At 61.8% G+C, this 22,794-nt stretch carries 20 protein-coding genes and 2 pseudogenes; 10 read left to right on the top strand and 12 right to left on the bottom strand.

The annotated features are described in order from the left end of the window. Positions 1-219: 219 nt before the first annotated feature. Together HX866_RS34720 and HX866_RS34715 are read right to left on the bottom strand one after the other, a co-directional pair. The gene (locus HX866_RS34720) at positions 220-807 is read right to left on the bottom strand and encodes a methyl-accepting chemotaxis protein (RefSeq protein WP_371319240.1); all 588 of its coding nucleotides are present in this window, start codon (positions 805-807) and stop codon (positions 220-222) included. Between the two features lie 540 nt (positions 808-1,347). Beyond that, positions 1,348-1,845, bottom strand: a pseudogene (locus HX866_RS34715) (MCP four helix bundle domain-containing protein); the annotation flags it as partial. Positions 1,846-2,081: 236 nt separating this feature from the next. Between HX866_RS34715 and pssA the strand changes: the two are divergent. Continuing rightward, positions 2,082-3,425 carry a CDP-diacylglycerol--serine O-phosphatidyltransferase gene (gene pssA, locus HX866_RS09265; protein WP_177101666.1) on the top strand — a complete coding sequence of 448 codons (1,344 nt, stop codon included), beginning with the start codon at positions 2,082-2,084 and terminating at the stop codon, positions 3,423-3,425. A 163-nt stretch (positions 3,426-3,588) separates the two neighbouring features. On the opposite strand, the gene efeO (HX866_RS09260) is transcribed toward pssA, so the two are convergent. The 5 genes from efeO (HX866_RS09260) to HX866_RS09240 all read right to left on the bottom strand — a co-directional run bounded on the left by efeO (HX866_RS09260) (position 3,589) and on the right by HX866_RS09240 (position 8,428). Beyond that, entirely contained in the window at positions 3,589-4,413 is an 825-nt protein-coding gene (gene efeO, locus HX866_RS09260; RefSeq protein ID WP_177101668.1) for an iron uptake system protein EfeO, read from the bottom strand. 25 nt (positions 4,414-4,438) lie between these two features. Then, the gene (gene efeB / locus HX866_RS09255) at positions 4,439-5,755 is read right to left on the bottom strand and encodes an iron uptake transporter deferrochelatase/peroxidase subunit (RefSeq protein WP_177125358.1); all 1,317 of its coding nucleotides are present in this window, start codon (positions 5,753-5,755) and stop codon (positions 4,439-4,441) included. 19 nt (positions 5,756-5,774) lie between these two features. Continuing rightward, positions 5,775-6,968 (bottom strand): iron uptake system protein EfeO, encoded by a 1,194-nt coding sequence (efeO, locus tag HX866_RS09250; protein ID WP_177125357.1) that lies wholly within the window; start codon positions 6,966-6,968, stop codon positions 5,775-5,777. Positions 6,969-6,976: 8 nt separating this feature from the next. Then, entirely contained in the window at positions 6,977-7,819 is an 843-nt protein-coding gene (efeU, locus tag HX866_RS09245; protein ID WP_177139158.1) for an iron uptake transporter permease EfeU, read from the bottom strand. Positions 7,820-8,164: 345 nt separating this feature from the next. After that, on the bottom strand, positions 8,165-8,428 hold the full coding sequence (locus tag HX866_RS09240) for a DUF2790 domain-containing protein (RefSeq protein WP_177098017.1): 264 nt from the start codon (positions 8,426-8,428) through the stop codon (positions 8,165-8,167). 439 nt (positions 8,429-8,867) lie between these two features. Here HX866_RS09240 and HX866_RS09235 point away from each other — a divergent pair, with 439 nt between their 5' ends. From HX866_RS09235 to HX866_RS09200, 8 genes are all read left to right on the top strand, one after another. Next, the gene (locus tag HX866_RS09235; RefSeq protein ID WP_177098016.1) at positions 8,868-9,710 is read left to right on the top strand and encodes a transporter substrate-binding domain-containing protein; all 843 of its coding nucleotides are present in this window, start codon (positions 8,868-8,870) and stop codon (positions 9,708-9,710) included. Between the two features lie 172 nt (positions 9,711-9,882). Further along, positions 9,883-10,545: an amino acid ABC transporter permease gene (locus HX866_RS09230; RefSeq protein ID WP_177098015.1), complete on the top strand. Its 663-nt coding sequence runs from the start codon at positions 9,883-9,885 to the stop codon at positions 10,543-10,545. Positions 10,546-10,554: 9 nt separating this feature from the next. After that, positions 10,555-11,217, top strand: coding sequence for an amino acid ABC transporter permease (locus HX866_RS09225; protein ID WP_177098014.1), 663 nt, complete (start codon positions 10,555-10,557; stop codon positions 11,215-11,217). Further along, positions 11,214-11,990, top strand: a complete 777-nt coding sequence (locus HX866_RS09220) for an amino acid ABC transporter ATP-binding protein (protein WP_121140784.1) — start codon at positions 11,214-11,216, stop codon at positions 11,988-11,990. Before HX866_RS09225 ends, HX866_RS09220 begins: the two co-directional genes overlap by 4 nt. A 22-nt stretch (positions 11,991-12,012) precedes the next feature. Beyond that, complete coding sequence (locus HX866_RS09215) at positions 12,013-12,399, top strand: RidA family protein (RefSeq protein ID WP_177098013.1); 387 nt, start codon at positions 12,013-12,015, stop codon at positions 12,397-12,399. Positions 12,400-12,487: 88 nt separating this feature from the next. Further along, entirely contained in the window at positions 12,488-13,252 is a 765-nt protein-coding gene (locus HX866_RS09210; protein WP_177098012.1) for an IclR family transcriptional regulator, read from the top strand. A gap of 37 nt (positions 13,253-13,289) precedes the next feature. Continuing rightward, positions 13,290-14,507, top strand: coding sequence for an amino acid deaminase (locus tag HX866_RS09205; protein WP_177098011.1), 1,218 nt, complete (start codon positions 13,290-13,292; stop codon positions 14,505-14,507). A gap of 132 nt (positions 14,508-14,639) precedes the next feature. Next, on the top strand, positions 14,640-15,566 hold the full coding sequence (locus HX866_RS09200; RefSeq protein WP_177125282.1) for a sugar kinase: 927 nt from the start codon (positions 14,640-14,642) through the stop codon (positions 15,564-15,566). 46 nt (positions 15,567-15,612) lie between these two features. On the opposite strand, the gene HX866_RS09195 is transcribed toward HX866_RS09200, so the two are convergent. Next, positions 15,613-15,888 (bottom strand): peptidylprolyl isomerase, encoded by a 276-nt coding sequence (locus HX866_RS09195; protein ID WP_177098009.1) that lies wholly within the window; start codon positions 15,886-15,888, stop codon positions 15,613-15,615. Between the two features lie 57 nt (positions 15,889-15,945). Further along, positions 15,946-17,556 (bottom strand): annotated as a pseudogene (locus HX866_RS09190) (ATP-binding protein); the annotation flags it as partial. Between the two features lie 171 nt (positions 17,557-17,727). Here HX866_RS09190 and HX866_RS09185 point away from each other — a divergent pair. Next, entirely contained in the window at positions 17,728-18,897 is a 1,170-nt protein-coding gene (locus HX866_RS09185) for a PilT/PilU family type 4a pilus ATPase (RefSeq protein WP_177101684.1), read from the top strand. Positions 18,898-18,938: 41 nt separating this feature from the next. Here HX866_RS09185 and HX866_RS09180 read toward each other — a convergent pair whose 3' ends face one another. From HX866_RS09180 to xylB, 3 genes are all read right to left on the bottom strand, one after another. Continuing rightward, positions 18,939-20,165 (bottom strand): hypothetical protein, encoded by a 1,227-nt coding sequence (locus HX866_RS09180; protein ID WP_177101686.1) that lies wholly within the window; start codon positions 20,163-20,165, stop codon positions 18,939-18,941. 151 nt (positions 20,166-20,316) lie between these two features. Then, a complete protein-coding gene (locus HX866_RS09175; RefSeq protein ID WP_177139156.1) occupies positions 20,317-21,255 on the bottom strand; it encodes a carbohydrate kinase family protein in 939 nt (312 codons plus the stop codon). A 6-nt stretch (positions 21,256-21,261) separates the two neighbouring features. After that, on the bottom strand, positions 21,262-22,752 hold the full coding sequence (gene xylB / locus HX866_RS09170; RefSeq protein ID WP_177139154.1) for a xylulokinase: 1,491 nt from the start codon (positions 22,750-22,752) through the stop codon (positions 21,262-21,264). Between the last annotated feature and the right edge of the window lie 42 nt (positions 22,753-22,794).

Here is a 22,794-nt window from a genome sequence, read left to right as displayed (position 1 = left end):
CAACGCCCATCTTCCGGCATGCAGCCGGATGGTTTAACTCATTACTCCTTCATTTGCGCTTCGAGTTGCGGCGTTCGGCCAGCGTGGTTGTGCGCATAAAAAGAGTAGTTCCCTCCTTATACAGGGTCAATCAACGTGTCGGAATAAACCGGCGGAAGCAATGACGCAAAAGCGGGACGCTGCCTTCCCTGGCAATCGGATAAGACTTGGCGTGACGGCTCAGACCTTGAAGAAGCTGACTTTCTGCGTGAGGGTATCGGCCAGTACCGACAGTTCGCGGCTGGAGAGGGCGACCTGATTGGAGCCCACGGCGGTTTCCATGGCCGAGTGGTGGATGCGGTTGATGTTCTGGCTGACTTCCTGGGCGGCGACACCTTGCTGGGAGGAGGCGCTGGCGATCTGCGCGTTCATGTCGTTGATCGCGCCGACCTCATGGCGGATCCGGCTCAAGGCGCTTTCCGCGACGCGGGTCTGCTCGACGGTGTGTTGGGCCATTTCCCGGCTGTTGCGCATGATCTCGGCGGTCTTGTCGGCGCCGGACTGCAACTGGCCGACCATTTCGCGGATTTCTCGGGTCGAGTCCTGGGTACGGGTCGCGAGCGAGCGCACTTCGTCGGCGACCACGGCGAAACCGCGTCCGGCTTCACCGGCGCGGGCGGCCTCGATGGCGGCGTTCAGGGCCAGCAGGTTGGTGCGCTCGGCAATGGAGTTGATCACCGACACGACGTTTTCGATCGCTTGGCTGTCGTGGGCCACCTGGCCCACGGATTCAGCGGCATCGTCGAGCACCAGAGCCAGGCGCTGCATGTCGCTGGCAGTGGTTTCCACCACGTTCTTGCCGCTTTCCACCGCCAGGTCGGCGGCGCTGCTGGCCTGGGCGGCTTTCTGCGCATAGCCGGCAATTTCATTGACGGTGCTCGCCATCTGGTTGACCGCCGCAGCCATGCGTTCGGTTTCCCCGGTTTGCAGGCGCATTTGCTGGCTGTTGTTGTCGGAGCTGGCGAGCAGCTGGCTGGAGGAACCCATCAGGTTGTGGGCCACTGCCCGGACCTGGGTGATGGTCTCGGCCAGATGTCGGTTGCTGGTTTTCAGTGCGCCCATGACGCTATCGGGGTAACGGGTATCGATGCTGCCGTCGAGCTGCCCGTTGGCCAGCTGGCGGATCGATTCGGCAACTGTCTCGGGTTCGGCGCCCAGGGTGGACTTGAGGTTGCGGATGATCAGCACCGAGACCAGCACGCTGAGCAGCACGGCGATGGTGGTGGCGACCAGCATCAGGGTGGCGAAGCTGCTGGCGGTGTCGCGCACACCAGCGAGTTGCTGACCGATGGAGGCTTCCTGCCAGTCGATAAAGGCATTGATCCGATTCAGCCATTCCCGGTAGGCCGGGGAAATATCGGACAGGACAAAGGCTTGGGCCTTGTCCAGGTCGCCCTGTTTGCGTAGTTCGATCAGGTGGGCGGTGAGGGCCTGGGTGTTGCGCTCGCTGTCCTTGATCGCGTCCAACAGGCGACGTTCATCCGGTGAGGCGCCCATGCGGGTAAAAATCGCATCCATGGGTTGCGCCGAGGTCTGGTAGTCGTTGTTCAGGCGTTCGATGTTGTGCAGATGAGTCTGCAGGGCGCCGTCATCGCGAGCGAGCACCACGTCGCGGATGGCAATGGCGCGGTCATGTACGCTGCCACGGAAATTGATGGCGTAGCGCTGTTTGACGGTGCTGTCGTTGCTGACATTGGTCAGGGTCGAATCGATCAAACCCACCCGGTGAACGCCGATCAGGGTCACCAGAATCAACAGCGACAGTACCAGGCCAAAGCCCAGTCCCAGGCGTTTAGCGATGGTCATGGAGTGAGGCATATAGGGGTTCCTCATGTACAAGGGGGGAGAGATTGATATCAGAGAGCCATTAGATGGGCTGAGTTATAGAGCTTTACAAGGCTTTGACTGAATTCGTTTTTGTCTATGGGAACGATTCCAAAGCCTGTGCCCGGGTTGGCAGCAAAGCCCTCTACGAAGGCACATCCAAGGCCGCCGCTTGGTGTAGACTCATCGATCCTTCGCATTCGATCCTAGCGAGCCCTATGCCGTCGCTCTTCAAACGCTCCCTGTTGCCCAAACTGCGCAGTTTCCCTTTGGCTGCCGAGGCCTTGACCGTCCTGCCGTCGGCCGCCGAATTCCGGCGTTGCCTGCTGGAGAAGATCGCCGCTGCCCGGCAGCGCATCACGCTGGTGGCGTTGTACCTGCAGGAAGACGAAGCCGGCCAGGAAATCCTCGATGCCTTGCATGCGGCCAAATCGGCCCATCCGCAACTGGAGATCGTTGTTGTCGTCGACTGGCTACGGGCCCAGCGCGGCCTGATCGGTGCGGGCAAGCAGCCAGGCAACAGCGCCTGGTACCAGGCGCAAACCCGCGACCACAGCACTGAAGTGCCGATCTACGGCGTGCCGGTGCAGACCCGCGAGCTGTTCGGCGTGCTCCACCTCAAGGGTTTCGTGATCGACGATTGCGTGATCTACAGCGGCGCCAGCCTGAACAACGTCTACCTGCACAAGTTCGACAAATACCGCTTCGACCGTTACCACCTGTTGCACAACGCGGCCCTGGCCGACTCGATGCAGGGGCTGATACGCGACGAGTTGCTGGCCTCCCGCGCGGTGCGCCGTCTTGATCTGCCGGAGCTGCCCACTACCCGCAGCCTGCGGGGCGACATCGGTGATCTGCGCAGCCGCTTGAAGAAGGCCGGTTATGACACCACGGCCGGCAGCGAGCCGACCTTCGGCCTGTCGGTCAGTCCGGTGATGGGCCTGGGCAAGAACAACCCGCTGAACCGCCTGGTCTGCGAACTGATCGCCTCCAGCCAGCAGCAACTGACGATCTGCACGCCGTATTTCAACATGCCGCTGGCGGTGACCCGGGAGCTCAACCGGGCCCTGGAGCGTGGGGTAAAGATCGACATCATCGTCGGCGACAAGACCGCCAACGACTTCTACATACCACCGAGCCAGCCGTTCAAGGTGATCGCCGCCTTGCCCTATCTCTACGAGATCAGCCTGCGGCGCTTCGCCAAGCGTCACCAGGCGGTGATCGACAGCGGGCAACTGAACCTGCACCTGTGGCGTGACGGCGATAACACCTACCATCTCAAGGGCATGTGGGTCGACGAGCGTTATACCTTGCTGACGGGGAACAACCTCAATCCACGGGCGTTCCGCCTGGATCTGGAAAATGCCTTGCTGATCGATGATCCACGTCGCGAGTTGTGCGAGGTGCGGGCGAAGGAGTTGGCCCTGATCATGGAAAACACCCAGCGGATCGACAGCTTCAAGAGCCTGGAGACCCTGATGGACTATCCGGAAGCGGTGGGCAAGTTCCTGCGGCGGGTCAGTCGGGTGCGGATCGAGCGGTTGTTGTATCGAATGTTGTAAGGCGGGGGGTAGCAGGGGGTACTGCGTTATCGTTTATCGCGAACATGCTCCTACGGTATCGAGTCGTTCGCTATTGTGCGTTCAACCGGGACATTGTAGGAGCAAGCTTGCTCGCGATGAGGTCATCCCAGGCGAAAAAATCCGCCCAGGATAACCACAGGCCTTAGTTCAGGCCCAGCTTGCCACGCAGGGTCGACAGGTCTTCAGCCAGGGTAGTGACTGGACCCACCAGGGCCTTGCGGTCAGCTTCCTTGACCTTGTCATAGGTTTCGAAACCGCCATCCTTGGTCTTGTACTTGGCCAGGATCTTGTCCACGGCGGCGAAGTTCTTGTCCACCTTGGCGACAAAAGCCTTGTCCTGCTTCTCGATCTGCGGACGGAACAGGTCGACGATTTTCTTCGCGCCGTCGATGTTGCCCTGGAAGTCATACAGGTCGGTGTGGCTGTAACGGTCTTCTTCACCGGAGATCTTGGTGGCCGCCACTTCTTCCAACAGTGCAGCAGCACCGCCGACGACTTTCTCAGGTGGGAAGGTCAGGCCGGCAACGCGGGTTTGCAGGTCCTTGACGTCCTTGTTCAGGCCGTCAGCCAGGGCGCCCAGGCCGTCGGTGGTGTTTTCCGAGAACAGGGTGTATTCGATCCGGTGGAAACCGGTGAAGTCTTCAGCCTTCACGCCTTTTTCGTGGTCATTGACGCGCGAATCGATGGCGCCGTCCAGGTCATTGAACAGCTCGGCGATCGGCTCGATCTTCTCGTAATGCACGCGAGTCGTGGCGTAGAGCTTCTTGGCGGTGGCCAGGTCGCCTTTCTTCACGGCGTCGGTGAACTGCTGGGTCTTGCTGACCAGATCATCGATCTCTGCGGTTACATAGATCTTGTAGTCGGACACCGGGCCCACCAGATCCAACGGCGCGGTGGCCGCGAAAGCCGAAAGCGGTGCGTGGAACAGGCCAAGGGCCAACAACAAAGCAAGAGGCGACTTCTTCATGGGACGTTTCCTGGTGAGTTAAGGGTCAAGCGGTGGTTTTTTGTTTTACAGCTGAAAGCAGTGAGCGACCGATAAAGTCCTGATCGTCCGTGACACCCGGCAGGGTGAAGAAATAGCCGCCGCCGATAGGCTTGAGGTATTCCTCCAGGGGTTCGCCATTGAGCCGGGTTTGCACGGCGATAAAGCCTTGTGCCAGATCCGACTGGTAACAGATGAACAGCAGCCCCATTTCCAGCTGGCCGTTCTTGCTCACACCATTGGAGTAGTTGAAGGGGCGGCGCAGGATCAGGTTGCGCTGGGTTTCGGCGGTCCGCGGGTTGGCCAGGCGGATATGCGCATCGAGCTTGGTCAACTTGCCTTCCGGGTCCTTGGCGTAGTCGGGGACCTGGGCTTCCGTCTGGCCGCCCATGGGGGCGCCGGTGGTCTTGACCCGGCCGATGATGCTTTGTTGTTCCTGCAGTGGCGTGCGGTCCCAGCGTTCTACCAGGTTGCGGATGATCCGCACCGCCTGATAGCTGCCGGCCACGGCCCAGGCCGGTTCACTGGCCCCGGGCTGGACCCAGACGATTTTGTCCATGGCGCTGTTATCGTTGGAGTCCGGGTTGGCCGAGCCGTCACGGAAACCGAGGAAGTTGCGTGCGCTCTGGGCCGGCTCGCCGGCCTTGAGCGGCGCCTGGGCCGGTACCGTGCCTTCCTGTTTCCAGCGCACCAGCAGCAGATCCGGGGTGTTCTTGACGATATCGCGCAGGGCGTGAATGTTGGTGTCCGGGGTGTTGGAGCAGAACTGGATGCTCAGGTCGCCGTGGCACAGTTCCGGCTGCAGTGCGTCGTTGGGGAAACCGACCATGCGGATCAGGTGCTTGGGTTTGACGCCGGCCAGGCCGTAACGCTCGTCGAACAGCGACTCACCCACCGCGACGGTGATGGTCAGGTTGTCCGGAGTGACCACTGGGCCGAGAATCCCGGAATCCAGGGGCGGCAGTTTTTCATCGACCTGTTTTACCGCGCCGCCGCTCATGAGGAAGGCGATGCGTTTGTTCAGGGTCTTGAACAGGCGCTCGAGTTCCTCGCTGTCACTGGCCAGGACGTCAAAGGAGACGATCATGCCGGCGGCTGGACGCGGGGTGACGATGCCAGTCTGGTGCTTGCCGTGGAAGTCGTGGCGGTCCTCGGTCTTGTCGCTGCTCGGAGCTTCGGTGACCTGGGCTTGCGCCTGGCCGGCGGCCATGACCGGGCAGCTCAGGGCGCTACCGGCCAGGGCGGCACCGGCCACGCCCATGCCCAGCAGGACGCGGCGGCGCTGGGCGGAAAATTCGGCGTTGTTGTGTTCTGAATCGCTCATGTTCGTATCGTCTGCTTGTTCACAGGCCGGAAAGGCCGAGGGCGGGGTCGATTCCATCGAGTGCATCGGCCAGTGCCTTGGCCTTGTCGCTGATCTGCTGGCGTTGCGCGGCACTCACGGTGTCGTAGGTGACGTAGCCGTTGGCGTTGCGCAGGCCGTTGAATTCGGCGTCCAGGGCCACGGCGGCATCGTCGATCTTCACCAGCAGGTCGCCGGAGGACTTGACCAGCAGCGGTCGCATCAGGTCGATGACCTTTTGCGCGGCTTGCAGGTTGGCGGCGAAGCCGTCCAGGTCGACGTGGCTGTAGCGTTCTTCTTCGCCGCTGCTGGCCCGGGTGTCGGCCATGCTGCGCAGGCTGCGGACGACGACGCTGACCAGTTGTTCCGGCGGCAGCGACTGAGCCAGCAGTTGTTGCTTGAGGTTGGCGACATCGGCTTGCAGGTGCTGGGCGACCGGCAGCAGGCCATCGAGGTTGCGCTGTTGGAACAGGCCGTATTCGAGGCGGTGGAAGCCGCCGAAGCCCGGGTCCTGCTCGCGTTTTTCGTAATAGTCGGCGCGGGCGTTGATCGCGTTATCCAGTTCGGCGAGACGCTGGGCGGCGGGGGCCAGACGTTGATAGGCGGCACGGGCCGGCGCATAAAGGGCCTGGGCCTGAGTCAGGTCGCCGGCGGCAATCGCCTGTTCCAGGGCGTCGACGGCCTTGATCAGCGCGCCGCTCTGGCTGCTCAGGTACACACGGAACTCCGACAACGGGCCGATAAAAGCGGTCAGCGACGGACGTGCCTTGGCCGCGGCCTCGGAAGCGGCCGTCGGCGTCACGTGCAAGGTGCCGCGGGGATTGCTCAGCAGCCCGCAGGTAATGGCGTAGTCGCCGGGTTGCAGGTTGGCGTTGATCACCTGGCTCAGGCCCGGGGCGATGTTCTCGCGCTCTTCGAGCACCAGCACACCGTCGAGGATTTCCCACTCGACCGCGCGTTGTGAACTGTTGAGGATGCGGAAGCTGTTCTGCCCGGCCGGCACGCTCAGGGCGTTCGGCTCGCAGCCGTGGGCCTGGATGGTCACGGTGATTTCGTTGTGATGGGCCTGGCGCTTGCTCGCGGCCAGTTGCGAGGCGTAGTAGAACAGTCCACCGGCCGCGATCATCACGATCACCGAGCCGGCTACCGCCCAGCGCAGGGCTTGGGGCGGTTTGCCAGTTGCAGGGTTGGACATGGGGAGCCTTACTGGTTGGGAACGGAAGAAGTGTGCTTGGGCGCCGGTGCTGCGGTCGGGAGGAAAAACAGCACCAGGGTGATCACCAGGTACAGCAGGTAGGCACCGAGGACGCTGACCGTCGGCGCATCCTGGTAACCGAACATGCCAGCCAGGACCGAGCCCGCCGGACCGTCCATCGGCAGCGTGGCGCTGATGTCGAAGACCACGGTTTGCAGGTGGTTCCACAGGCCGGCTTCATGCAGGGCCTGGACCGAGTTGGCGAGGATGCCGGCGGCGACCACCAGGATGAACAGGCCGGTCCAGCGGAAGAACAGGCCCAGGTTCAGGCGCATGCTGCCGCTGTAGATGGCGAAACCGACGAAAATCGCCAGGATCAGGCCGAGCAGGGCGCCGATGGGCGCGCCCGGGCCTTCGCTCTGCTGGAACACCGCCAGCAGGAAGAACACGGTTTCCAGGCCTTCACGGGCCACGGCGAAAAACACCATGGCAATCAGCGCCCAGACCTGGTGCTTGGAACCGGCGAGGGCGTGGTCGAGGGATTCGTGCAGGGCGTGCTTGATGGACCGGGCGACCTTGCGCATCCAGAACACCATCGAGCTGAGGATGCCTACGGCCACCAGCCCGACAACGCCTTCGAAGAGTTCCTGTTGTTTCTGCGGGAATTCGGCACTGACCAGCTCCAGGCCACCGCCGACCAGCAGGGCGAGGGCGGCGGCGAGAAACACCCCGATCCACACTGCAGGCATCCACTGACCCCGGCCAGTCTGCTTGAGGTAACTGGCGATGATGCCAACGATAAGCGCGGCTTCAATGCCTTCGCGCAGCATGATCAGGAAGGGAACCAGCATTCGACAACGCACCACAGTAAGAGAAGATGGTAACTTGTAACATAATGATACTCATTACTAAACAGATTTGATCAGTAATTGCCAAGTGATGGCTGAATGGCGGGGGTGTTGACGGCGGAGGATTGCGCTCGAACGAGCGTCTGGCACTGCGTTTGCGTCGATAGTCTCTTTCCCGCTGACGCTCAATTGTGGGAGCTGGCTTGCCAGCGATGAGGCCAGCAAGTCTGCATCGAGCTTGCTGCCGCCATCGCCAGCAAGCCAGCTCCCACGGGATCGCGTCTCACCGAAAAGTATCGTGTTACCGAGGCCCTGTAGGGGGAATCAGTGGTCGCGGTGTTTGCGGGATCAGTTATTGAATTCGCAGGAGTCCGACATTTTGCTGTAGGTCATGTCTTCAGGGCGACCGGCACTGTCGATGTATTTCATATCGGCCTTGACCACTTTGCATTGCCGGGAAGGTTGTTCGTTCATCGACACCACCTTGGCGATGTCCAGGTGCATGCCGTATTGATAAGGTACGGGTTTGGCGGCCGTGGTATCGGCCTGGGCCATGCCGGCGAAAGCCGAGAGAGCCAGGGTGCCGGTCATCAGCAGGGTACGTAGGTTCATGGTGTTTCTCCGAAGCAGGCTTGAGGTTCCATCCAGCGCCGCAACGACGTTGGAGGTGCCGCGGAGGGCATCAGGGATGAGCCTGAGCGAGCGCGGTTGACTTCACTTTCCGCGCCCAGGATTAATTTTGAATTAAGTGCAGGGCTTTTAATTAGCTTGCTAATTAAATTGCCGACAATCGGTAACCTGCCCCCAAATCACCCACATCCCGCACCGCTTTGGGGCCTTCACACCCACCCTGGCGTGGCCTTCCGTAGCACGGCGCTTTGCCACTCTCTGTAACACTCCACCGGCACGAAAATATATCTCATTGATTTTAATGGATATTCAGGTCTGGCTGCGGCGGCGCTGAAGCCTGTGGCACACTTTCTGCTCTGTATTCCGTTGTTACATACTAAGTTCCGCTGTAGCGGAATACACATCATCGGAGTGCAACGTCATGCAGCGTGGACTTTCCTTGTTTAAAGCCTGTGTCTTTCTTCTTGCGGCTTCGGCGGCGGTGGCTGCGCAAGCAGCGGACAGCAAGCTCGATAGCGTGCTCAAGCGCGGTCACCTGATTGTAGGCACTGGCAGCACCAACGCGCCGTGGCACTTCCAGGGCGCCGACGGCAAGTTGCAGGGGTTCGATATCGATATCGGCGGCATGATCGCCAAGGGCCTGTTCAATGACCCGAGCAAAGTCGAATACGTGGTGCAGTCTTCCGATGCGCGGATTCCCAACCTGCTGACCGACAAGGTCGACATCAGTTGCCAGTTCATCACCGTTACCGCCAGCCGTGCCCAGCAGGTCGCCTTCACCCTGCCGTACTACCGTGAGGGTGTCGCACTGCTGCTGCCGGCCAATAGCAAGTACAAGGAAATCGACAGCCTGCGCGCTGCCGGCGACGGCGTTACCGTGGCCGTGCTGCAGAACGTCTACGCCGAGGAACTGGTGCACCAGGCACTGCCCAAGGCCAAGGTCGACCAGTACGACAGTGTTGACCTGATGTACCAGGCCATGAGCACCGGCCGCGCCGATGCCGCCGCCACCGACCAGTCCTCGGTCAAGTACCTGATGGTGCAGAAACCTGGCATGTATCGCAGTCCGGCGTTTGCCTGGAGCCCACAGACTTACGCGTGCGCGGTCAAACGCGGCGACCAGGACTGGCTGAACTTCGTCAACACCGCGCTGCATGAAGCCATGACCGGTGTCGAGTTCCCAACCTACGCGGCGTCCTTCAAAAAATGGTTCGGCGTCGATCTTCCATCCCCGGAAATCGGTTTCCCAGTCGAATTCAAGTGAAAACTACTGCGCTCGGAAATACTGCGTTGAAAAGAAGCTCGAAATGCTCATTGACTAAAGTCAACTCCGCTTTCTCGCCTCTTTTCGCCTTGTCTTTCCTTCGCTCGCTACGTTTCCAATGAAATGAAGGGCAGGGCGCCCATAGGGCGCCCGGTCGAAGGTACTGCGAACCATGAACTATCAGTTGAATTTTGCCGCCGTCTGGCGCGATTTCGACACCTTGCTGGCGGGACTGGGCCTGGGCCTGGAACTGGCCCTGGTGTCCATCGCCATCGGTTGCGTGATCGGCCTGATGATGGCGTTTGCCTTGCTCAGCAAGCATCGCGCATTACGGCTGCTGGCCTCGGTGTATGTGACGGTGATCCGCAACACGCCGATCCTGGTGTTGATCCTGTTGATCTACTTTGCCATGCCGAGCCTCGGCATCCGGCTGGACAAGATTCCCTCGTTTATCGTCACCCTGTCGTTGTATGCCGGGGCGTACCTGACCGAGGTGTTCCGCGCCGGCCTGTTGAGCATTCCCAAGGGCCAGCGTGAAGCCGGACTGGCCATCGGCCTCGGCGAATGGCAGGTACGGGCCTACGTCACGGTACCGGTGATGTTGCGCAACGTGCTGCCGGCGCTGTCCAACAACTTCATTTCCCTGTTCAAGGACACCTCCCTGGCGGCGGCCATCGCCGTGCCGGAGCTGACCTATCACGCCCGCAAGATCAACGTGGAAAGCTACCGGGTGATCGAAACCTGGATGGTCACCACGGCGCTCTATGTCGTGGCCTGTTACCTCATTGCCCTGATCCTGCGTTACCTCGAGCAGCGTCTGGCGATCCGCCGATAGGAGGCACTCATGTACGAATCGCAAAGTTGGTGGCATGAGTTGTGGATCGCCCGGGAAACCCTCTGGGAGGGTTTCCAGACCACGGTCGCCTGTTCGGCCCTGGCGATTGTCTGCGGCACCCTGATCGGCATTGTCGCCGGGCTGGTGCTGACCTACGGCAAGTTCTGGATGCGCGCGCCGTTTCGCCTGTACGTCGACCTGATTCGCGGCACTCCGGTGTTCGTGCTGGTCCTCGCCTGCTTCTACATGGCCCCGGCCCTGGGTTGGCAGATCAGCGCCTTCCAGGCCGGCGCCCTGGGCCTGACACTGTTCTGTGGCTCCCACGTGGCGGAGATCGTGCGGGGCTCGATGCAAGCCATTCCCCGCGGGCAGATGGAAGCGAGCAAGGCCATCGGCCTGACTTTCCGCCAATCTCTGGGTTATGTGCTGCTACCCCAGGCACTGCGGCAGATCCTGCCGACCTGGGTCAACTCGTCCACCGAGATCGTCAAGGCTTCGACCCTGCTCTCGGTCATTGGCGTCGCCGAGTTGCTGCTCAGCACCCAGCAGGTGATCGCGCGGACCTTCATGACCCTGGAGTTCTACCTGTTCGCCGGTTTCCTGTTCTTCATCATCAACTACGCGATCGAGTTGCTCGGTCGGTCTATCGAAAAGCGGGTGGCTTTGCCATGACGACTGATTCTCAAGCACTGCTCAGCATTCGCGGGCTGCACAAACAATACGGCAAGCTCGAAGTGCTCAAGGGCGTCGATCTGGAGATGCAGCGTGGCAACGTGGTCACGCTGATCGGCTCCAGTGGTTCGGGCAAGACCACGCTGCTGCGCTGCGTGAACCTGCTGGAAGAGTTCCAGGGCGGCCAGATCACCCTGGACGGCGAGTCCATCGGCTACAGCGAAGTGAACGGCAAGCGCGTCCGCCATCCGGAAAAAGTCATCGCCCAGCACCGCGCCATGACCGGTATGGCATTCCAGCAGTTCAACCTGTTTCCACACCTCACGGCCTTGCAGAACGTGACCCTGGGCCTGCTCAAGGTCAAGAAGCTGCCCAAGGACCAGGCTGTGGCGCTGGCGGAGAAATGGCTGGAGCGGGTCGGCCTGCTGGAGCGGCGCAATCACTTTCCCGGGCAGTTGTCCGGCGGTCAGCAGCAACGGGTGGCGATTGCCCGGGCCATCGCGATGAACCCGAGCCTGATGCTGTTCGACGAAGTGACCTCGGCCCTCGATCCGGAGCTGGTCGGTGAAGTGTTGGCGGTGATCAAGGGGTTGGCGGAAGAGGGCATGACCATGTTGCTGGTCACCCACGAGATGCGCTTTGCCTTTGAGGTTTCGGACAAGATCGTATTCATGAACCAGGGGCGCATTGAAGAACAGGGGCCACCCAAAGAACTGTTCGAGCGTCCGCAGTCGCCGCGTCTCGCGGAATTTCTGAAAAACACCCGTTTTTGACTTTTTATTCAAGGAGAACAGTATGAGCATTACTCGTTATGGCACCGGCAGCACCGCGGGTGGCGGTCAGCCGCGTCCTTTTGCCCGTGCCGTCGAAGCCGATGGCTGGTTGCATGTGTCCGGCCAGGTGCCGGCGTTGAATGGTGAAATCATTGTCGGCGGCATCGTCGAGCAGACTCACCAGACCATGAAGAACCTGATCGCGATTCTCGAAGAGGCCGGTTATGGCCTGGAAGATGTGGTGCGCGCCGGTGTCTGGCTGGAAGACCCACGGGATTTCTGGAGCTTCAACAAGGTGTTTTCCGAGTACTTCAAGTCCGAGCACGCTCCGGCGCGGGCCTGTGTCCAGGCGCACATGATGGTCGACTGCAAGGTCGAGATCGATTGCATCGCGTACAAGAAGAAGTGAAAGCCTGATGGCCTCGACGGCGGCCTAACGGTCGCCGCTGGACAATGGGTAAACTCCCCGGCAAATTTTCCAATGGGATGGCACTGACATGACCGAAGACACCATCAAGCGCCGGGCAAAAGGGCTCGACCGGGCGTTCGATATCCTCGATTACCTCAAGGAAGTCGGCCAGCCCCTGCGTCCCAACGATATCGCCAGCGGTATCGGCAGCCCGAAATCCACGGTCTATGAACTGGTGGCGTCGCTGTTGGAACGGCGCATCCTCGAGTCGGTCGGCAAGGAGGGCCATGTCTACCTGGGCCGGCAGCTGTACTTTCTCGGCCAGGCGCACCTGCGCCATTTCGACCTGAGCCGCGAAGCCGATCACGCCCTGCAGGAGATCGTCAGCCAGACCCGGGAAACCGCGCAGATGTGCCTGCTCAACGGGCGCAAGTACACCGTGGCGCTGATGAAGGAAGGCGAGCGGCATTTCCGGATTTCCTCGGACATCGGTGAAAACGCGCCGATTCCCTGGACCGCATCCGGTCGCCTGTTGCTGGCGCACCTGAGCGACCAGCAAATCATCGACCTGATCGACTACGACGACTTCATCCTGCCGGGCGGCGAGCGCCTGCCGTTGGAGGTTTTTCTCAAGGAAATTCGCCAGGCCGGGATCGATGGTTTCTTTTCCTTCGACAGTGTCGCCGACACCTTTACCCACTGTTTCGCCGCGCCGGTCAAGGACGAGCGGGGCATTTGCATTGCGACCTTGTGCATCGTCGCCCCGCGGGCCGATGCCAAGACCCACTACAACGACTATCGCCGGGTCCTGATCGAGAGCGCGAACAACCTGGCCCGTCGCATCAACGACTAGCGCGGCCGCCAAGGGCGCCGCCGATAAGGAGTTTGAAATGTCTACTGCCTTGAACTTCGCCGCCGTGGAAAAAGGCGCCGCCAACGTTGGCGCCCATTTGGTGAGCGACGTCAGCCTGCCGGCCCTGGTGCTCCACCGCGACGCCCTGGAGCACAATATTCGCTGGATGCAGGATTTTGTCAGCCGTAGCGGCGCGGAACTGGCGCCCCACGGCAAGACCAGCATGGTGCCGGCGCTGTTCGGTCGGCAGCTGGCCGCCGGAGCCTGGGGGATCACCCTGGCGACTGCCGTGCAGACCCGTGCCGCCTATGCGGCGGGTGTACGGCGGGTGCTGATGGCCAACCAACTGGTGGGTGCGGCGAACATGGCGCTGATCGCCGGGTTGCTGGCCGACAAGCAGTTCGAATTTCATTGCATGGTCGATCACCCGGACAACGTCGCGGCGCTCGGGGCTTTTTTTGCCGAACGCGGCCTGCGCTTGAATGTGATGATCGAGTACGGTGTGGTCGGCGGTCGTTGCGGTTGCCGCAGCGAGCAGGAGGTGCTGGACCTGGCCCGGGCCATCAAGGCCCAGCCGGCGTTGGCGCTGACCGGTATCGAAGGTTATGAAGGGGTGATTCACGGCGACCAGGCCGAGAGCGGGATTCGGGCCTTCGCCGGTTCCCTGGTGCGGCTGGCGGTGGACTTGCAGAACAACGGCTCGTTTGATATCGGCAAGCCGATTATCACCGCCTCGGGCTCGGCCTGGTATGACCTGATCGCCGAAGAGTTTGAAGCCCAGGACGCCGATGGGCGTTTTCTCAGCGTGTTGCGCCCGGGTAGTTATGTCGCCCACGACCATGGCATCTACAAGGATGCCCAGTGCTGCGTGCTGCATCGTCGGGGGGATTTGAGCGAGGGCTTGCGCCCGGCACTGGAAGTCTGGGCCCATGTGCAATCGATGCCGGAGCCAGGCTTTGCGGTGATCGCCCTGGGCAAGCGCGATGTGGCGTTCGACGCCGGGTTGCCGGTGCCGTTGTTGCGTTACCAGCCGGGTGTATTGCCGGCGGTGGGCGAGGATGTCAGTGCCTGCAAGGTCACGGCGGTGATGGACCAGCATGCGTTCATGACGGTAGCGCCGGGTTGCACGCTGAAGGTCGGGGATATCGTCTCGTTTGGCACCTCCCATCCGTGCCTGACGTTCGACAAGTGGCGGGTTGGCTGCATTGTCGATGAGCAGATGAGCGTGATCGAAACCTTCGAGACCTGTTTCTAAGCCGATATCGCTATCGCGAGCAAGCTGGCTCCTACAGGCTTCGACCGTGCACAAGCCTCATGTACGACCCGGAGACTGTAGGAGCAAGCTCGCTCGCGATGACGTTCTGACAGACATCGCGAGACTCCCAGAATGACCCCATTGACCCTGCCCCCACCGCGCATCGCCCTGATCGGCGAATGCATGATCGAACTGCAACAACATGCCGACGGCAGCCTGCACCAGAGCTTTGGCGGCGATACCTTGAACACTGCCGTCTACCTGTCCCGCGAACTGGGTCAGCGGGCGTCGGTGGACTATGTCACCGCCCTGGGCGACGACAGCTTCAGCGACAGCATGTGCCGGATCTGGCTTGAGGAAGGTATCGGCCTGGACCTGGTTCAACGCCTGCCAGGACGCTTGCCCGGGTTGTACTGCATCCAGACCGACGCCCAGGGGGAGCGGCGCTTTCTTTACTGGCGCAACGAAGCGGCCGTGCGCGACTGTTTCACCGCGCCGAGCGCCGCGCCAGTGCTGGAGGCCTTGGCGGATTATGACGTGCTGTATTTCAGCGGCATTACCCTGGCGGTGCTGGGCGAACTGGGGCGGGAAAAGCTCATTGCGCTGCTGCAAGAGGCCCGTCGGGGCGACACCCGGGTGGTTTTCGACAACAACTACCGGCCGCGGCTCTGGGCGAATGTCGAGCAGGCGCGTATGGCGTATCGTTCGGTATTGCCCTATGTCGACCTGGCCTTGCTGACCCTGGAAGACGAGCAGGCGCTGTTTGACTATGCCGATGGCGAGGCGGTGTTCCGCGCCTACGAAAACATCGGTATACCTGAAGTGGTGATCAAGCGCGGTGCCGAAAGTTGTCTGATTCGCTGCGCGGACGAGGCGTTCGACGTGCCGGCACAGAAGGTCGAGACGGTGGTGGATACCACGGCAGCGGGGGACTCGTTCAGTGCCGCGTACCTGGCCAGCCGCTTGACCGGCGGTGATCCTCATTCGGCGGCGTTGGCCGGGCATCGGCTGGCAAGTCGGGTGATTCAGGTGCGTGGGGCGCTGATTCCGCGAGACTGAGAGTGTGGTGAGCGGGCAAGCTCGCTCGCCACAAGTGATATCGGCTTCAGTCGCGGTAAAAGACTTGCACCAGGTGATAGCCGAATTTGCTCTTGATCGGACCATGCACGGTTCGCAGCGGCTTCTTGAAAATCACCTGGTCGATGGCACCCACCATCTGCCCCGGGCGGACTTCACCCAGGTCGCCGCCACGCTTGCCGGACGGGCAGGTGGAGTACTTCTTGGCCAACACATCGAAGGCGTCGCCCTTGGCGATGCGTTGCTTGAGTTGTTCGGCTTCCTCGGCGGTCTTGACCAGGATATGACGGGCTTGGGCTTTCATCGTTTCGTTACCTTGAAGCGTTGGGGCATGCGGCGGGCGCGGGATTATGCCTGAACATCAGGACGTTTGCCCGATCATGTCGCGCACCCGGTTGGCCAGGGCATCCAGGGTAAAGGGCTTGGCGATCAGGTCCATGCCGGGCTCCAGGAAACCCTGGCGCTCGGCGGCCTTCTCCGCGTAACCGGTCATGAACAGCACCTTGAGCCCCGGGCGGTGCTGGCGGGCCACTTCGGCCAATTGCCGCCCATTCATTCCCGGCAAGCCGACATCGGTCACCAGCAGGTCGATCCGCAGGCTCGACTCGAGCAATGGCAAGGCAGTTCGCGCATCCGCCGCCGGGTGCACGGTGTACCCCAGCTCGTCGAGGACGTTGAGCACCAGCATGCGTACCGCCGGATCATCCTCCACCACCATCACCGACTCGTCGACCTCGGCCAGGGGAGACTCCGCCAGTGGCCGGGGCAATGGCGGCGCTTCAGTTTGCGCAGCGTGATAACGCGGCAGGTACAAACGTACGCAGGTGCCTTTGCCCGGTTCGCTTTCCAGGGTGACATGTCCGCCGGACTGCTGGGCAAACCCGTAGATCATCGACAGGCCCAGGCCGGTGCCCTGGCCGATGGGTTTGGTGGTGAAGAACGGGTCGAAGGCCTTGGCCAGGATCAACGGGCTCATGCCGGTGCCGTTGTCGCTGACGCCGATCATCACGTAGTCGCCGGCCTTGACCGGTTCCAGGGTGCTGATATCGCCGCCGCCCAGGTAGCTGTTGGCGGTCACGATGCGCAACTCACCGCCTTCGGGCATGGCGTCGCGGGCGTTGATCACCAGGTTGAGCAGGGCGCTTTCCAGTTGCCCGGTGTCGGTGTTGACCGGCCACACATCCTGTCCCAACTCGACTTTCAAGCTGATATGGGCGCCCTTGGTGCGGCTGAACAGCTCTTCCAGCGATTGCACCAACCGATTGGGCTCGATGCGCTTGCGGTCCAGCGATTGCCGGCGGGAAAACGCCAGCAGCCGATGGGTGAGCGCGGCGGCCCGTTGCGCCGAACTCACGGCGGCGTCGGCAAAACGGCCGATCTCGTCGCTGCGCCCGGCGGCGATGTAGCGTTGCATCAGGTCCAGGCTGCCGATGATGCCGGTGAGCATATTGTTGAAGTCATGGGCGATGCCGCCGGTGAGTTGGCCCACGGCTTCCATTTTCTGCGCATGGCGCAGCGCTTCTTCGGCCCGTTCGCGTTCGAACATCTCGCTTTGCAGGCGCTGATTGGATTCGGCCAGTGCCCGGGTACGTTGGGCGACACGTTCCTCAAGGGTTTCATTGAGGTTGCGCAGGGCTTCTTCGGTGCGTTTGTGTTCGGTGATGTCCAGGGCCGCGCCGACAAAACGCCGCGCCCGACCATGGGGCCCGAGGTGGCAGCGTCCGCGGGCGAAAACCCAGCGGACCTGGCCGTCGGCCTGCAGTACCCGGTATTCTTCGGCGTGCTCGGTGTGCTGCTCCAGGCACTGCTTGATGCCGTGGGCCACCAAGGCGCGGTCGTCGGGGTGCACGCTGTCCAGATAGACGCTGATGGGCGTCTGGCTGGCATTCGCCGGGTCAACCCCGTGCAGCTGGGCGAAGTGGGCATCGGCAACAAACAGGTCCTGGTCGATATCCCAGTCCCAGGTGCCCAGTCGGGTGACGTGTTCGCCACCAAGAGATCCATTCATAAACCTGCCTTGAAGATGAAGCTTTGGGTTGCACCGCGGCTTATTATCCCGCCAAGCTGTAGACATTCGTCATATTGAAATGACACAAGCTTAATAGCTCTACCTCTTTTTGACTGTATTGCGGACATCGTTGCCATGGAAATCCACGCATTGCTGAAAACCCTGGCCGCCCAGGATGGTTCGGACCTGTATCTTTCCACCGGCGCGCCACCCTGTGCCAAATTCAATGGCGTGCTCAAGCCGTTGGGCACCGAATCGCTGAAGCTCGGTGAAGTCGCCGCCATTGCCGACGGTATCATGGACGCCGAACAGCGCCAGCAGTTCGAACGGGAACTGGAAATGAACCTGGCACTGTCCCTGCCCGGCGTCGGGCGGTTTCGGATCAATATCTTCAAGCAGCGCAACGAAGTGTCCATCGTGGCGCGTAACATCAAGCTGGAAATCCCTCGTTTCGAAGACCTCAAGCTACCGCCGATCCTGCTCGAAACCATTATGGAGAAGCGTGGCCTGGTCCTGTTCGTCGGTGCCACCGGTTCGGGCAAGTCGACTTCCCTGGCGGCCTTGATCGATTACCGCAACCGCCACAGCAGCGGCCATATCATCACTATTGAAGACCCTGTGGAGTATATCCACCGGCACAAGAAGTCGATCATCAATCAGCGCGAAGTCGGGGTCGACACCCGCAGTTTCCATGCGGCACTGAAAAATACCCTGCGCCAGGCGCCGGATGTGATCCTGATCGGCGAGATCCGCGACCGCGAAACCATGGAGCACGCCCTGGCGTTCGCCGATACCGGGCACCTGGCGATCTCCACCCTGCACGCCAACAACGCCAACCAGGCGCTGGACCGCATCATCAACTTCTTTCCGGAAGACCGTCGGCCGCAATTGCTCAATGACCTGGGCAATAATCTCAAGGCCTTCGTTTCACAGCGTCTGGTCGCCACCCTGGACGGCAAGCGCCGGGCGGCGGTGGAAGTGATGCTGGGCACGCCGACGGTGCGCGACTTTATCAAGCGCAACGAGTTTTCCGAGCTCAAGGGCATCATGGAGAAGTCCGAACTCATTGGCATGCGGACCTTCGATACGGCCTTGTTCGAGCTGGTGGTGGAGGGGGCGATCGATGAGGAAGAGGCATTGAAGAATGCCGACTCGGTGAACAACCTGCGCCTGCGCCTGAAATTGCACCAGGACACCGCGGCCCTGACCGTGCAGAAGACACCTCCCGCGCCGCCGGTCGCGGCGAAGGAGTTGGATGCCCAGGATTGGGGGTTGGTGGAGGATGGCAACTCACCCCATGGTTGATCCGGTGCCGCCCGTGGCGGCCCCGGTGTCGAGTGTGACGCTCAAGGGAGGGTTGCTTTGAGCGCGACCTGTTTGCCGCCGACAGTGGCACTTGCTGCGGCATAACTGCCGCTGCTGTCGATGTCGACCCCGGTGACCGGTTGTCCCTGGAAGGGCCCCAGGGGTTGCACGCCGTTTTCAACCGTCGAGGTGGCCCCGGTCACGATCTGGCTGGTGTCCGTCTGGTTCAGCAATATCCGATTACTGTCCGCCAGTCCGACGATGGCCAGGGAGGCAATGTTCGCTGCCGGGGTGACCAGGAAGATCTGACTGGTAGCTGGATGCCAGAGCGCCGCGCCAAAACCGCCGGAGGCCAGTTGATAGGTGACGGCGACATAGCCCAGGTTGTTGGCGAATTTGGCCTGGTTCGCCGGGTGACCGGTCATGTTCAGCAACTTTGGCACACTGGATGGGGTGGCCCAGTAGGTGGCGGTCGGTTGCGAGGTCGCCGGGTCGACACAGGTGCCAAATACCTCGCGGACCGTGTTTACCATCACGGCTTCGCAGTGACTATTGGCTGGCAGCGGCAGGTTGACCACGGTAAAGCCAAGCAAGCCATTGGTGGCGAGCTTGGGTGTCACGGTACCATCGGGGTTGGGGCAGTTGAGGGCGATATCGACATTACTCAGTGCCCGATCGTTGACGGCGACCGGTAGACAGTTGTCCCGCACCAGCGGTACGTCAAGCAATGCCAGGGCGATGGCGGCGCCTTGATTCCAGACGACTGCTGCCGCTTGTCCGGCACTGTCGAAACTCTGGCCGGCGGTACGGCCCGTGACCCGGCTCCTGGCGGTAGCCTGGGCGCTGGGGTCGGGGAGCAGCCCAGTGCCGAGTAACGACAAGGGTTTGTTTTCCATCGGATTATTCAGCGTGGATGACCAGGTGGTGACCTTTGCCGGCCCCGCCGTGGTGGTACAGCTACCGAGCACATCCCTGGCGTTGGGTTCGTTGCTGAGGCTGGTGGCCTGGCACGAATCGCCGGGAACCAATGGCGTCAGCGTGACACCCGGCGCCACCCAGGCACTATTGGGTCCGCCAGGGGTATCGGAGCCGACGGCACCGGCAATTGTTCCGTTGCTGTTCACCGAGAATGCCAGGCTGCTGGCAGTGACGGTGGTGGGGCCGACGGGTTGAAGGGTGGCCCCTTGTGCCGACATCAGCATAAAGCTGGCGGACAAGGCGCCGATCATCAATAGAGAGGTGGCTGGAGTCTTCAGAGGGTTGTTCATGTTGGGTCCATCCCTGATGAGCAAAAGGGTTCGCTCACCTGTAACGGCTTTTCTACAAGTGACGGGGCCAGTTAACTCCACTGCTACCCCTTTGCCACCTGTCAGAAATGACAGTTATGCACGCCGTCGGTCGGGTCAACACGTCCTCTTGTTACACCACCTGATGACGATAGGGCAGGTCCGGCCCGGTGCGGCTGCAGGTAATCGCTGCGGCGCTGACCGCGAAGTTCAGCATCGCGTCGATCTGTGCCTTGTCCAGGTGTTGCAGCCCCTCCACTGAATCAAGCTGCTGTTCGGTCAACCAGGCGATCAGCGCTGCCTGGAAGGTATCGCCGGCGCCGACGGTGTCAGCGGTAATGACTTCGCGGGCCGGCACCGACCAGTGGCCATGCTGGCGACTGTAGACGCTGGCGCCCTCGGTGCCACGGGTCAGGAACACCAGTTGGCAGCGCTGGGTCAGCCACTCCCGGGCGATGCTCTGCGGGTCGCGATCCGGGTAGAGCAGGTTCAGGTCTTCGTCGCTGACCTTGATCATGTCGGCATGCTCGGCCAGGGCTGCGATGCGTTGGCGCCACAGCTCGATATTCGGTTCCGGGTTGAGTCTGACATTAGGGTCGAGGGTGATCAGCCGCCGGCCACTTTCCCGCTGCACCAGGGTCAGCAGGGTGTCGGCAATCGGTTGCACCACCAGCGAAAACGAGCCGATATGCAGACCACGCACCTCGTCACCCAACTTCGGCAGGTGGCCCGGCAGCAATTGGCGATCGGCGCAGCCTTCACCGCGGAAACTGTAATGGGGCGAGCCGTTGGCACCCACTGCGACCATCGCCAGGGTGGTCGGCGCATCGAAGTCCAGCAGGTAATCGGCGCGCACACCTTCCTCCTGCAGGACCTGTTGCAGGCGGCGCCCGAGGTAGTCGCTGGACAAGCCGGCAAACAATGCCGCGTCGACCCCAAGGCGGCGCAGGCCGACCGCGACGTTGAACGGCGAACCGCCAGCAATCGCCTTGAAATTCACCTTCGAGGTTTGCCCACTCGTATCAGGCTCACTAAAAAAATCGAACAGCGCTTCACCACAGACCAGATACATGGAAATTCACTCTTGAAGGGCTGCCACCTGTTGGCGGTAGCGCTGATAAACGGGTTGATAGGCGGCGACGTTGGCTGCAAGCGGCCGGGTTTCGCTCGCCGGATCGAGGCTCACGCAACGTTCGCACAGTTCGTCCAGGCTTTGCACGCCAGCGGACTCGCACCAGGCGGCCTGGATTGCCGCGCCGAGGGCCGCGGCTTCGCTCTGGCGGGTGCAGACCACCGGGGTGTCCATGATATCGGCGACCATCTGCCGCCACACCGGGCTTTTCGAACCGCCACCGGTCAGGCGGATACCGTGGCTCTGCAGGCCGGCTTCGCGCAGCAGGTCGAGCCCGTAACGCAGGCCGAAAGTGGTGCCTTCGACCACGGCGCGACAGAGGTTGGCCTGGGTCAGATTGGTCAGGGTCAGGCCCAGCAGGCTGCCGGTGGCCTGGGGCAGGGCGGGAACCCGCTCGCCATTGAGAAACGGCAGCATGCTGACGCCCTCCGCACCGATCGGGGCCTGCTCGACACGGGCGTTGAAGTCGTCGAGCCCGAGATTGAACAGCTCACGGACGGCGCCGCTGGCGTTGGTCAGGTTCATGGTGCAGATCAGCGGCAGCCAGCCACCGCTGGAGGAGCAAAAAGCCGCGACCGAGGCGTGTGGGCTGACCAATGGTTGGTCGGCATAGGCGTAGACCGTGCCGGACGAGCCCAGGCTCATGGTGATGATCCCGGCCTGGATATTGCCGGTGCCGATGGCGCCCATCATGTTGTCGCCACCGCCGCTGGACACCAGGGCGTTGGGGTTGATGCCCAACAGCCCGGCGATCTCGGGAAGAACCCGACCGACCGGCTGGTGAGCTTCGATCAGCTCCGGCAAGGCGGCTTGCAGGCGCCCGCTGGGGTCGATGTCGTGCAGCAATGGCAGGTCCCAGCAGCGCTTGCGCACATCGAAATAGCCGCTGCCCGAGGCATCGCCGTATTCCGCGCAACTGCGGCCGGTGAGCCAGTAGTTGAGGTAGTCGTGGGGCAGCAGGATATGGGCGATCCGTGCGAACAGTTCGGGGTGCTGTTCCCGGGTCCAAAGCAGCTTGGACACGGTATAGCCGGGAGCGATCACCAGGCCGAGGCGTTCGAGTGAGCCCTGTTCACCACCCAGTTGCTCCAGCAGGCGCTGGTTTTGCGGGGTGGTTTCAGTGTCGCACCAGAGCTTGGCCGGGCGCAGGACCTGGCCCTGGTCATCGAGCACGACCAGGCCATGTTGCTGGCCAGAGACGCCGAGGCCGAGGATTGCCTGACCGTCGACATCCGCTGCTGTCAGCGCTTGGCGGGTGGCCTGGACAAAGGCGTCCAGCCATTGCCGGGTGTCCTGTTCGCGGCGGCCGTTGGCGCCGCTGATCATGCTGTGCGGTGCCGAGCCCTGGCCCAGCACCTGGCCGCTGACGGTATCGAGAACAATGGCCTTGGTGCCCTGGGTGCCGCAGTCGATGCCGAGAAAGAGTTTCTGATTCATGGTGGTATCTGGCGAGATGTTCGGGTGGACCCAATCCTGTAG

It is taken from the genome of Pseudomonas gingeri, assembly GCF_013386165.1.
Taxonomy (GTDB): Bacteria; Pseudomonadota; Gammaproteobacteria; order Pseudomonadales; family Pseudomonadaceae; genus Aquipseudomonas; species Aquipseudomonas gingeri_C.
The sequence above is the reverse complement of the archived record's forward strand: the minus strand, read 5'-3'. Positions and strand labels throughout refer to the sequence as shown.

Excerpts from the sequence above, each read along its gene's own strand:
- HX866_RS34720 (WP_371319240.1), bottom strand. The coding sequence starts at position 807 with ATGCAGCGCCTGGCTCTGGTGCTCGACGATGCCGCTGAATCCGTGGGC.
- pssA (WP_177101666.1), top strand. The coding sequence starts at position 2,082 with ATGCCGTCGCTCTTCAAACGCTCCCTGTTGCCCAAACTGCGCAGTTTC.
- efeO (WP_177101668.1), bottom strand. The coding sequence starts at position 4,413 with ATGAAGAAGTCGCCTCTTGCTTTGTTGTTGGCCCTTGGCCTGTTCCAC.
- efeB (WP_177125358.1), bottom strand. The coding sequence starts at position 5,755 with ATGAGCGATTCAGAACACAACAACGCCGAATTTTCCGCCCAGCGCCGC.
- efeO (WP_177125357.1), bottom strand. The coding sequence starts at position 6,968 with ATGTCCAACCCTGCAACTGGCAAACCGCCCCAAGCCCTGCGCTGGGCG.
- efeU (WP_177139158.1), bottom strand. The coding sequence starts at position 7,819 with ATGCTGGTTCCCTTCCTGATCATGCTGCGCGAAGGCATTGAAGCCGCG.
- HX866_RS09240 (WP_177098017.1), bottom strand. The coding sequence starts at position 8,428 with ATGAACCTACGTACCCTGCTGATGACCGGCACCCTGGCTCTCTCGGCT.
- HX866_RS09235 (WP_177098016.1), top strand. The coding sequence starts at position 8,868 with ATGCAGCGTGGACTTTCCTTGTTTAAAGCCTGTGTCTTTCTTCTTGCG.
- HX866_RS09230 (WP_177098015.1), top strand. The coding sequence starts at position 9,883 with ATGAACTATCAGTTGAATTTTGCCGCCGTCTGGCGCGATTTCGACACC.
- HX866_RS09225 (WP_177098014.1), top strand. The coding sequence starts at position 10,555 with ATGTACGAATCGCAAAGTTGGTGGCATGAGTTGTGGATCGCCCGGGAA.
- HX866_RS09220 (WP_121140784.1), top strand. The coding sequence starts at position 11,214 with ATGACGACTGATTCTCAAGCACTGCTCAGCATTCGCGGGCTGCACAAA.
- HX866_RS09215 (WP_177098013.1), top strand. The coding sequence starts at position 12,013 with ATGAGCATTACTCGTTATGGCACCGGCAGCACCGCGGGTGGCGGTCAG.
- HX866_RS09210 (WP_177098012.1), top strand. The coding sequence starts at position 12,488 with ATGACCGAAGACACCATCAAGCGCCGGGCAAAAGGGCTCGACCGGGCG.
- HX866_RS09205 (WP_177098011.1), top strand. The coding sequence starts at position 13,290 with ATGTCTACTGCCTTGAACTTCGCCGCCGTGGAAAAAGGCGCCGCCAAC.
- HX866_RS09200 (WP_177125282.1), top strand. The coding sequence starts at position 14,640 with ATGACCCCATTGACCCTGCCCCCACCGCGCATCGCCCTGATCGGCGAA.
- HX866_RS09195 (WP_177098009.1), bottom strand. The coding sequence starts at position 15,888 with ATGAAAGCCCAAGCCCGTCATATCCTGGTCAAGACCGCCGAGGAAGCC.
- HX866_RS09185 (WP_177101684.1), top strand. The coding sequence starts at position 17,728 with ATGGAAATCCACGCATTGCTGAAAACCCTGGCCGCCCAGGATGGTTCG.
- HX866_RS09180 (WP_177101686.1), bottom strand. The coding sequence starts at position 20,165 with ATGAACAACCCTCTGAAGACTCCAGCCACCTCTCTATTGATGATCGGC.
- HX866_RS09175 (WP_177139156.1), bottom strand. The coding sequence starts at position 21,255 with ATGTATCTGGTCTGTGGTGAAGCGCTGTTCGATTTTTTTAGTGAGCCT.
- xylB (WP_177139154.1), bottom strand. The coding sequence starts at position 22,752 with ATGAATCAGAAACTCTTTCTCGGCATCGACTGCGGCACCCAGGGCACC.